The sequence below is a fragment of the Candidatus Desulfofervidus auxilii genome, from assembly GCA_030262725.1.
Lineage (GTDB): Bacteria > Desulfobacterota > Desulfofervidia > Desulfofervidales > Desulfofervidaceae > JAJSZS01.
Window position 1 is genome coordinate 1 of the sequence record JAJSZS010000039.1, and the last position, 8,910, is coordinate 8,910.

The following is an 8,910-nucleotide window of genomic DNA, read 5'->3' on the forward strand; positions in this document are numbered from 1 at the left end:
CAGGATGCAACAACATCTCTTTAACTGAACATTCAATAAAATCTGGCTCATAAAAATCATCAGCTGCTAAAAATGTGAAGAATTTACCATTAGCTATTTCTACACCTTTCTGAGCTGCCCCTGTCGCTCCCAAACGTTTGTCATTTTTATAAAAACGCAATCTTTTATCTTTTTTAGCATATTTTTGCAGTATTTCTTCGCTATTGTCTGTAGATTTATCGTCTATTACTATTACTTCAATATTAGAGTAAGTTTGATTTAATGCGCTCTCAATTGCTTGTTCAAGAAACTGACCATAGTTGTAATTTGTGATAATAATACTAACCAAAGGGTTATTAGTCATTTTTTAAAACCTCCTATATTATATTGTTTAATGCCTCTATTACATATTTTATCTTTTCTTCCTTTAGCTCAGGATAGATAGGCAAGCTTAAAATTTCTTTTGCTATTTTCTCTGCTACAGGAAAATTCTTCTTATTGCACCTCAAAAATGAATATGCAGGCTGTAAATGAATAGGTAAGGGATAATGAATCAAAGTTTCGATATTCTTGTTTTTAAGATAAGTTTCAATTAAATTGCGGTTTTTAGAAATTATTCTAACTACATAAAGATGATATACATGTTTTATATAAGGTGCTTCAAAGGGAGGAATAATACCTTTTATATTTTTAAGTAGATTAGTATAAGTGAAAGCAATCTTTCTTCTTTTTTCATTATTTGTATCCAGATCTTTTAATTTCACCAATAAAACTGCTGCTTGGAATTCTTCCATTCTAAAATTTCCACCTATAATATCATGTTGGTATTTTTTAGTGCTGCCATGGTTCCTTATTTTGTACATTTTTTCTGCTAGCTTATGATTATTAGTTACTATCGCACCTCCCTCTCCCCAAGCCCCTAGGTTTTTGCTTGGATAAAAACTAAAGCAACCTATGTGTCCAATAGTTCCAGCCTTTTTAGATTTATATTCTGCTCCATGTGCTTGACAAGCATCTTCTATTACCCACAATTTATATTTTTTTGCGATTTCTAATATAGGATCCATATCTGCACATTGTCCGTAAAGGTGAACAGGGATTATAGCCCTTGTGTGTGAAGTAATTTTTTCCTCTATTTTATTTGGATTAATGTTATATGTCCTTTCATCTATATCTACAAAAACTGGTTTTCCACCCAGGAGAGAAATTGCTTCAGCCGTAGCAATAAATGTATTTACAGGCAAGATTACCTCATCACCTGGTTTTAAACCAATGCTTAACAACGAAACAATTAAGGCACTTGTACCTGAATTTACAGCTATACAATGTCTAATTCCTAAATACTCTGCAAAGGTTTTCTCAAAAGCATGAACATATTTCCCACATATAAAGTTGCTTTGGGCGATAATGTCATCAAACAATATCTCTATTTGGGGATAATATTGTAGATTTAAATCTTTCAGATTTATAAATGGAATATTGGCGTTGCTTTTATACTCCTTTATAAATTGAAAAAAATCTTTAGGATGAATAGCTATATTAGAGTATCTTAAAAATTCTTTATTATTTGTCAAAACATAGGCTCCTATACTTCTTGCAGAGCTTTCTATAAAATAACTAGTAAAACCTATTTGAATTAATGGGTGTTTAAAATCTACATATGATGGTGTTTTTGCTATATAAAACTTAGATAAAAAATTGCATATATCTTTTAAGGACACCTCATTATTTTCCTGAGTTAAATGCTGAATAATAGGCAAGCTGGAAGAGCTAATATATCCTATTTTGTTTTTCCACAAAAAATTAAGTATCTTTGACATTTCGTACTGATTCTGCCGTTTAAGTAAATGATCCACAATTAAAGGGACATCTAATATAAATCTTAAAGTAGTGGCCATTATTCTGAATTTTCTGCACAGATATAAATTTCTGCGCAGTAATCTGGTAGCTCCTTACCTATTTTATATAATGCATCTATTAATTTTGGATTTTCTTTATACAACAAAAGCATTTTTGCATTTGGCAGTGGTTTTAAGAAAATACCCTCCCAAGCAAAAACATGATAACCTACTTCAATTAAAAGTTGTGTGACCTGAAATCGGTCATACACTTTAACATGACCAAATTTTTTATCCCTTTCACTCAATTCGTGTGGTTCTTTAATAAGTTTCATGTAAGTACCCAATCGGCGATGTAAAGAAAGAGCATTTGGCACTACAATATGTAATCTTCCTTTTTTCACTAAAGCTGTTCTTAATCTTTGCAATATTTTTTCTGGAGCTTCTATGTGTTCCATCCCTCTAAGCCAGATTATATCTGTGTATTTTTGGACAGGATAATTGAATTTTTCCCAAAGAGAAAGGTAGAAAGTAATGCAGTTATTATCTACCATCTGTTTGGCTTTTTCTATATTAACTTTTGACGCCTCTACTACATCTATACAAGATGCATAAGGCAAGAGTAATTTTGTTGAAAGTCCCGAAGTTCCCAGCTCTAAAAATATGTTTCCTTTGAAATAAAAAGAAATTACTTTTAAATTATAATTAAGTAACACAGAATCAAAATCTTCTTCAATTTTATAGATAGCTGCTATATTGTCTAATAAGACATTTTTTTCCATCTATTCACATTACCTTTTAACCACATATATTCTCTTTTGATACCCGAATATAGATCTACTTTAGGAAACCAATTAAACATTGTTTTTAACTTATAACTATCAAGACTCATAATTAACAACTCCCTTGGGATTCTTAGTCTGCCTTTAACATATTGTGAATATTCTCCCTCTCTTAATTGCTCATAAATTATATCAACATCCCTTTCTTCTAATTCTTTAATTATCTTTTGTACAAGGGTTGCTAACTCCTTTATACTTATAGGTATACCTGTACTTACATTTAAAATGAGATGTCCATGCCATTCCTTTTCAGTTAACAATAGATTAACATCAGCTACATCCTCCACATGGATAAAATCCCTTATGTTATTCCCTTCACCAAAGATTACTAATTTTTTACCCTCTAGTGCTCTTTTCAAAAAGATAGTCAATACACGTCCATACCATTCTCTTTCTCCATAAACGATAGAATATCTTAGACTTGCTATATTCAGTCCTTCGTACATAGCGTATATATCACAGTATTTTTCTACTGCTAATTTGCTTACTCCATATTCCCAATTAGGTTGAGGAATATCTTCTTCCTTCACTAAATACTTATTTAAATTTCCATAAACACATGCTGAACTAGCAAAGATTAGTTTTTTAATACCCAATTCCTTGGATGCTTTTAGTATATTTAGAGAACCTATAATATTAGTGCGTACATCTTTTTGTGGCTCTCCGATGGCTGTCATAATTTCAAGTTGAGCAGCTTGATGGTTAACTATATCGTGATTTGCCATAGATGTTTTTAATTTTTCATAGTCAAGAATGTCTCCCTTTATTATAGAAATTTTTGAGATTACATTACTTAAATTTTCTGGCAAACCTGTTGAGAAATTGTCATAAACAGTTACCATATAACCCTTTTCTACTAGTTTTTCTACTATCCAACTACCGATAAAACCTGCTCCTCCAGTAATAAACACCCTCACTCCATTCTCTCCACTTCTAAAAATTTTACTTTACATTCATGGGCAATCTCTTTGTCTTTCCAACTATCACCTATGTATAGTATCTTATGATTTGAATATACCTGTAAAATCTTTCTTAAACCTTCTGGATGTGGCTTAAAATTAGTTACATCTTCTTTAGCAATGATTAAGTCAAAAAAAGAAGTTATATTTAGTTGATTTAGGATTTTTATGATTGTTTTCTTCAAGTTATCGCTAATAATAATATGCTTTTTATCTGGCGTTTTTTTTATAACTTTTATGATTTTTTGATTTACTTTATATAGTGCGTTGTTCTCATATCTGCGAAGTAAAGTAAAAGCTTTGTCTTTAAAACCTTTGTCTATTAAGAAATACAAGATTCTATTTAAAGTGTTATCCTTCTCAGTATAACCAGCTCTAGTGGCGACATTCAGAAGTTCTTTTTTTAAATTATCCCAATTTACCTCTAACTCCACAAGTGTGCCATCAAAATCCCAGATAATTACATCAAAATTATTAGCTATTTTTAAAATGTCCATGGCGTATAAGCTTTATTTCCATTAACAAAAATTTCTTGCCAATACCTAACCATTTTTAAGTCATAATTTATAGCGATAGAACGTTTAATTTGCTCTATGGGAATACCACAAAACATATCTAGAATATACTCTATAGAATTTAATCCTGCCTCAATTGTAAAGGCATGTGTCCCTGCAAATCTTGGATTTATCTCAGTGAAAAAAATTTCCTCATTTTTTTTAATAAATCCCTGAATGTTATATGCCCCTGGTAAGCGTAAAGTAATAGAAATCTTCCTTATATAGTGTTTTATTTTCTCTGACAAAGGAGGTTTGATTATTTCTGATTTTATCGCTAGTCCTCCTTTAGTCTCAATCCTCTTTCTTACTATACACTCTATAAAAGACTTTCCATCTAATGAATTTAAGCAGTCTGCAGTAAATTCAAATCCATCAATATATTCTTGCACAAGCGGATGTTTTATTTTGGACATGTAGTATTCTAAATCTATGTGACTTTCTACCTTAAAGGCATTGATTGACGCTCGACCACCTATTCTTGGTTTTATAAAGAGAGGAAATTCTAGTTTATTAGGTAAGCTGTCTGGGAGAAAAGTCATAGGAGTAGGAATATTATGTTTTTTAAAAAAAGTATATGTCTTAAATTTATCGCTAGTAATTTCAATAGCCTTTGAAGGAGCAAGTAAAATATGTGTACCCATAATTCTAAATTGTTTTTTTGCTTGTGCCAGTTTTAAAAAACTAAGGTCAATAACCGGAAGGAATAAATCAATAGATTCAGTTTTACAAATATTAAAAAGTTCCTTGATAAATAAAGGCGAATCTGCAGGAGGAACTTGATAAAACTTATCAGAAAGAAAACGCCCTGTATTAAAACTATCCATATCAATAGTTACTATAAAAACACTGTATTTTTTCTGTTTATTTATTCCTTTTATAATAGAAAGTGCTGTAGCTGTACCACTACCATCTATCAATATTCTAAATTTCTCCAACCATTACCTCCCTTCCGTTGTTTCTAACACTTTTATCACATGCTTCTAATAATTTAACTACTTTCAGTCCTTCATATCCATCAACAACAGGCTGTTCACTGCCATATAAGGTATTCACCACATTTTCCACCATCTTTGCTAGAGGTTCATATTTATCAACCTTTGGACACCAAATATCACCTGTTAGATAAACAGGATGGAATGGCGAAACTTTGCTAACGTCTATTTCAATCCTTTTTTCATAAAATTTCACAGGTTCTACTTGATCAATATCATTATAAAGAATCATCCCTTTTTCGCCACCGATTATCATTTTTCTAATTTTTACAGGAGATAGCCAGCTTACATCAATATGAGCTATAAATTTATTGTCGTACTTTAAGACAATATGTGCTAAATCTTCACAATAAGGATGCTTATGTCTAGATGCCACAACTTGAACACTAACTGGTAAACACTCAAAAAGATAATTAAAAATAGAAAAATCATGTGGAGCCAAATCCCAGATAACAGTTACATCATTTTGCAATAAACCTAAATTCACTCTTTCAGAATCAACATACCATACCTTACCAAGTCGTCCGTTTTTTATTAACTCCTTAATTTTTCTTACTGGTGGACTAAATACAAAGGGATGGTCAATAAAAATTTTAAGATTTTTTTGATAAGAAAGCTCTAAGAGAGCTAATGCATCCCCTACCTTTGTTGTCATGGGTTTTTCTATTAAAACATTAATACCATTTTTTAAAAAATATTTAGCAATCTCAAAATGCGTGCTGGGAGAGGTAGCAATACAAACTAATTCCACTCCTTCTTTCAGAATTTCCCTATAATCTTTGGTGAGTTTTATATTGTGATAATTTTTGTTAATTTTTCTTAAATTTTTATCTAGCAAATCACATGCTATTACTACACTACATTTATCATTAGCACAAAAATTCCTAAGGAGATTCGGACCCCAATATCCTAATCCGATAATACCAATCTTTAACATTCCCTTACTTTAAAAACATTAATCAGAATTGCTCTGACACATAGGTCAGCAAAGATGGTGCCAAATATAGTATTATACTACTCCTACAAAACTTTTAGGCAATAATAAAATTTGTGCGGGGTAAAAAGCACAAATGGGCGTTTTTGGCACAAAAAATTAAAACTTTACAAAAAATTAACCTTTTTGTATTAATACTGAAAAATGCATATAGAAATAAATTTTAGTGCAGAAAAACCATTTATACTCCCTAAATCTCATAACCACATCTTGCAAGGTCTTGTTTATTCATTGCTTGACCCTATTTTACGAAGAAAACTTCATAAAGAAGGTTATAAATATGAAAAAAGGAAATTTAAACTTTTCACTTTTTCAAGACTTTTAGGGAAATTAAAAATTACAAAAGATGGTTTTGAATTCAAACCGCCTGTTAAATTAATCATCTCTTCACCAAAGGATGAGATATTGCAAAGTTTAGCAGAAGGACTTTTAAAAAAAGAAAGATTTTTCTTATATAAATCCGAAGTTTTTTTGGAATCAATCGCAGTATTAGAAAAACCTTCTTTTGATGGAAAAATTTTAATAAAAATGCTTTCTCCCATCACCGTATATAGTACTTTTAAAAAGCCTGATGGAAAAAAGAAAACATATTATTACTCACCTTTTGAAAGCGAATTTAATGAACTCATAAAAGAAAATTTAAGAAAAAAATATGAGCTTGTTTTTAATAAAAAACTCCCTTATTTTGAGTTTGAGATAAAACCAAAAAAAGTGAAATTATTTGATCAAAAAATAATTATTTATAAAGGAACAGTGATAAAGGCATGGATGGGGATTTATGAAATTAAAGGAAATCCTGAAATTATTCATCTTTCCTATGATACAGGCCTAGGTGCAAAGAATAGTCAGGGATTTGGCTGTTGGGAAAAACTGTGACTTGACTTATTAATTGTTTTACTTTAAAAAGTAAATCAAAAAAGAGTAAGACTTATGAAAGTAATAGCTAAAATAAGTAAAAAAGGACAAGTTGTCATACCTAAAAAAATAAGAAAATCTTTAGGTATTAAACCAGGAGATAATATAATTTTTCTTTTAACTGAAGAAGGTGTTTTACTTACCAAACAAAAGGAATCTCCCTTTGATAAATATTATGGTTTTTTAAACAAACCAGGAAGTTCTGATAAATTGATAAGAGAAATGCGGGGAAAGAGGGATGACCTTGGCGATTGACACTTGTATATTATTGGATATTCTTTTGCCTGACCCAAGGTTTGGTATATTTTCTAAAGAGCTTTTGAAAAAAGCAAGTACTGTGGGACGATTAATAATTTGCGACATAGTTTATGCTGAGCTTTCTCCTCAATTTAAAGAAAAGAAAGATCTTGATATCTTTTTTGAAGAAACAAATATAAAAATAAAACATTGTTCTTTAAATGTCTTATGGGAAGCAGGCAGAATTTGGAAGGAATATTTAAAAAGGGGTGGAAAAAGAAAAAATCGTATTTTGCCTGATTTTATTATCGGAGCTTTTGCTAAACTTAATGCTGATGCCTTTATTACACGAGATAAAAAATTTTATCAAAAATACTTCCATATAAAGTGTTTTGAATAATCCAAGTTGCCTTATTTTTGTTCTTAATTTAATTTTCTTTAAGCATTTTAATTAATCCCATCTTTATTTGTTCTTCATCCATGCGACTTGTAAGAAGCCAAAGCTTTTCTAATGGGTCAAGGACATAAATCCCCTCTTTTCTATGCTCAATCTTATCCTCTTTTTTAAGTGTTCCCAATGCCTTTTGGACTCTTGCTGCTGTCATCCCTATTTTTTTAAGAAAATCCTCTTTATAAGGCTTTTCTAATATTCCCTCCTCAGCTATTTTCCGAAATACTACCATTACATAAGGAGGAAGGTTTTTATTAACAGCTTCATAAAATGTACCTTCCTCTTTTATAATCTCTATTATTACTTCTAACCAAATTTCCTCTTCCTCTTTTTTGTTTTTAGGAAGGTTTTCTAAATAACAAAACCACAATCTATTAGCTACCTTAGCTACTGCATAGGGATGACCTTGAAATAATCTCCAAGTAGTATGCAAAATTCCTTCTGAAGGCACAATTGAAAGGGTCTTTTTAAATTCATTTTGAACAAATTCAATATAAGATTCACAAGGAAGTCCTTTTATTTCCTTAATAGTTGCACTTTTAAAAAATGGCTCACTTTCTTTTTGAAACATAAGTTTTAATATGCTTCTTCTTGAACCTAAGTAAAACGGAACAAAATCATAATCCCTCTTTTCAAATACTGCCCTCATCACTGCCTCAATCTCCCCATTAGCTGCAATCTTACGCACCTGTTGCAATTCATCAAAGACTAAAAGGACAGGGCTTGATAACAATTTAGGCAATTTTAAACAAGTATTTAGTGTTTCACGCAAAATAGCTTCTTTTTTAAAAGCCCTACTATTGAGACCAACCCCAAAAGAAGGCAAACTAGTTAAAGGGTCAACACCTATAGTAATAGTGGGCTTAATATGTTTGATAGTATTAAAAATCTTATTTTTAATAGATTTAAACTTTCTTATCTCTTGCCCAATAAAAAAGCAAAAATCTTCTATAGAATGCACATTCATAAGGTCTATTTTTAAAGTAAACCATCCCTCCTTTTTTAACCTACCCATCACCTGATTAAGAAGCGATGTCTTTCCATAACGCCTTAAACTAATAAGACAAACACTTTCAGAAGACTTCGCCCTATCTATTAACCATTTAATTTCAGACTCCCTATCACAAAAAGGTTCTCCATACTTAA

General features: G+C 30.7%; 11 protein-coding genes. 3 read left to right on the plus strand and 8 right to left on the minus strand.

What is annotated here, in order from left to right; all coding sequences use genetic code 11:
• The 7 genes from LWW95_11035 to LWW95_11065 form a co-directional block, all read right to left on the minus strand.
• A partial coding sequence (locus LWW95_11035; protein MDL1957557.1) for a glycosyltransferase occupies nt 1–343 on the minus strand: 343 nt, incomplete at its 3' end.
• 13 nt (nt 344–356) lie between these two features.
• Nucleotides 357–1,700, minus strand: a complete 1,344-nt coding sequence (locus tag LWW95_11040; protein ID MDL1957558.1) for a DegT/DnrJ/EryC1/StrS family aminotransferase — start codon at nt 1,698–1,700, stop codon at nt 357–359.
• 176 nt (nt 1,701–1,876) lie between these two features.
• Entirely contained in the window at nt 1,877–2,599 is a 723-nt protein-coding gene (locus tag LWW95_11045; protein ID MDL1957559.1) for a class I SAM-dependent methyltransferase, read from the minus strand.
• Nucleotides 2,578–3,576: an NAD-dependent epimerase/dehydratase family protein gene (locus tag LWW95_11050; GenBank protein ID MDL1957560.1), complete on the minus strand. Its 999-nt coding sequence runs from the start codon at nt 3,574–3,576 to the stop codon at nt 2,578–2,580. The genes LWW95_11045 and LWW95_11050 overlap by 22 nt, the downstream gene beginning before the upstream one ends.
• Nucleotides 3,573–4,115, minus strand: a complete 543-nt coding sequence (locus LWW95_11055) for an HAD family hydrolase (protein ID MDL1957561.1) — start codon at nt 4,113–4,115, stop codon at nt 3,573–3,575. Before LWW95_11055 ends, LWW95_11050 begins: the two co-directional genes overlap by 4 nt.
• The gene (locus tag LWW95_11060; protein ID MDL1957562.1) at nt 4,103–5,110 is read right to left on the minus strand and encodes an ATP-grasp domain-containing protein; all 1,008 of its coding nucleotides are present in this window, start codon (nt 5,108–5,110) and stop codon (nt 4,103–4,105) included. Before LWW95_11060 ends, LWW95_11055 begins: the two co-directional genes overlap by 13 nt.
• A complete protein-coding gene (locus LWW95_11065; GenBank protein MDL1957563.1) occupies nt 5,097–6,104 on the minus strand; it encodes a Gfo/Idh/MocA family oxidoreductase in 1,008 nt (335 codons plus the stop codon). Before LWW95_11065 ends, LWW95_11060 begins: the two co-directional genes overlap by 14 nt.
• A 201-nt stretch (nt 6,105–6,305) precedes the next feature.
• On the opposite strand from LWW95_11065, the gene cas6 reads away from it, so the two are divergent.
• Genes cas6 through LWW95_11080 form a run of 3 tightly spaced genes read left to right on the plus strand, consistent with a single transcriptional unit; the run spans nt 6,306 to nt 7,713 of the window.
• A complete protein-coding gene (cas6, locus tag LWW95_11070) occupies nt 6,306–7,037 on the plus strand; it encodes a CRISPR-associated endoribonuclease Cas6 (protein MDL1957564.1) in 732 nt (243 codons plus the stop codon).
• Nucleotides 7,038–7,091: 54 nt separating this feature from the next.
• The gene (locus tag LWW95_11075; GenBank protein ID MDL1957565.1) at nt 7,092–7,331 is read left to right on the plus strand and encodes an AbrB/MazE/SpoVT family DNA-binding domain-containing protein; all 240 of its coding nucleotides are present in this window, start codon (nt 7,092–7,094) and stop codon (nt 7,329–7,331) included.
• Complete coding sequence (locus tag LWW95_11080; GenBank protein ID MDL1957566.1) at nt 7,315–7,713, plus strand: PIN domain-containing protein; 399 nt, start codon at nt 7,315–7,317, stop codon at nt 7,711–7,713. Before LWW95_11075 ends, LWW95_11080 begins: the two co-directional genes overlap by 17 nt.
• A gap of 28 nt (nt 7,714–7,741) precedes the next feature.
• Here the strand turns inward: LWW95_11080 and LWW95_11085 are convergent.
• A partial coding sequence (locus LWW95_11085) for an ATP-binding protein (GenBank protein ID MDL1957567.1) occupies nt 7,742–8,910 on the minus strand: 1,169 nt, incomplete at its 5' end.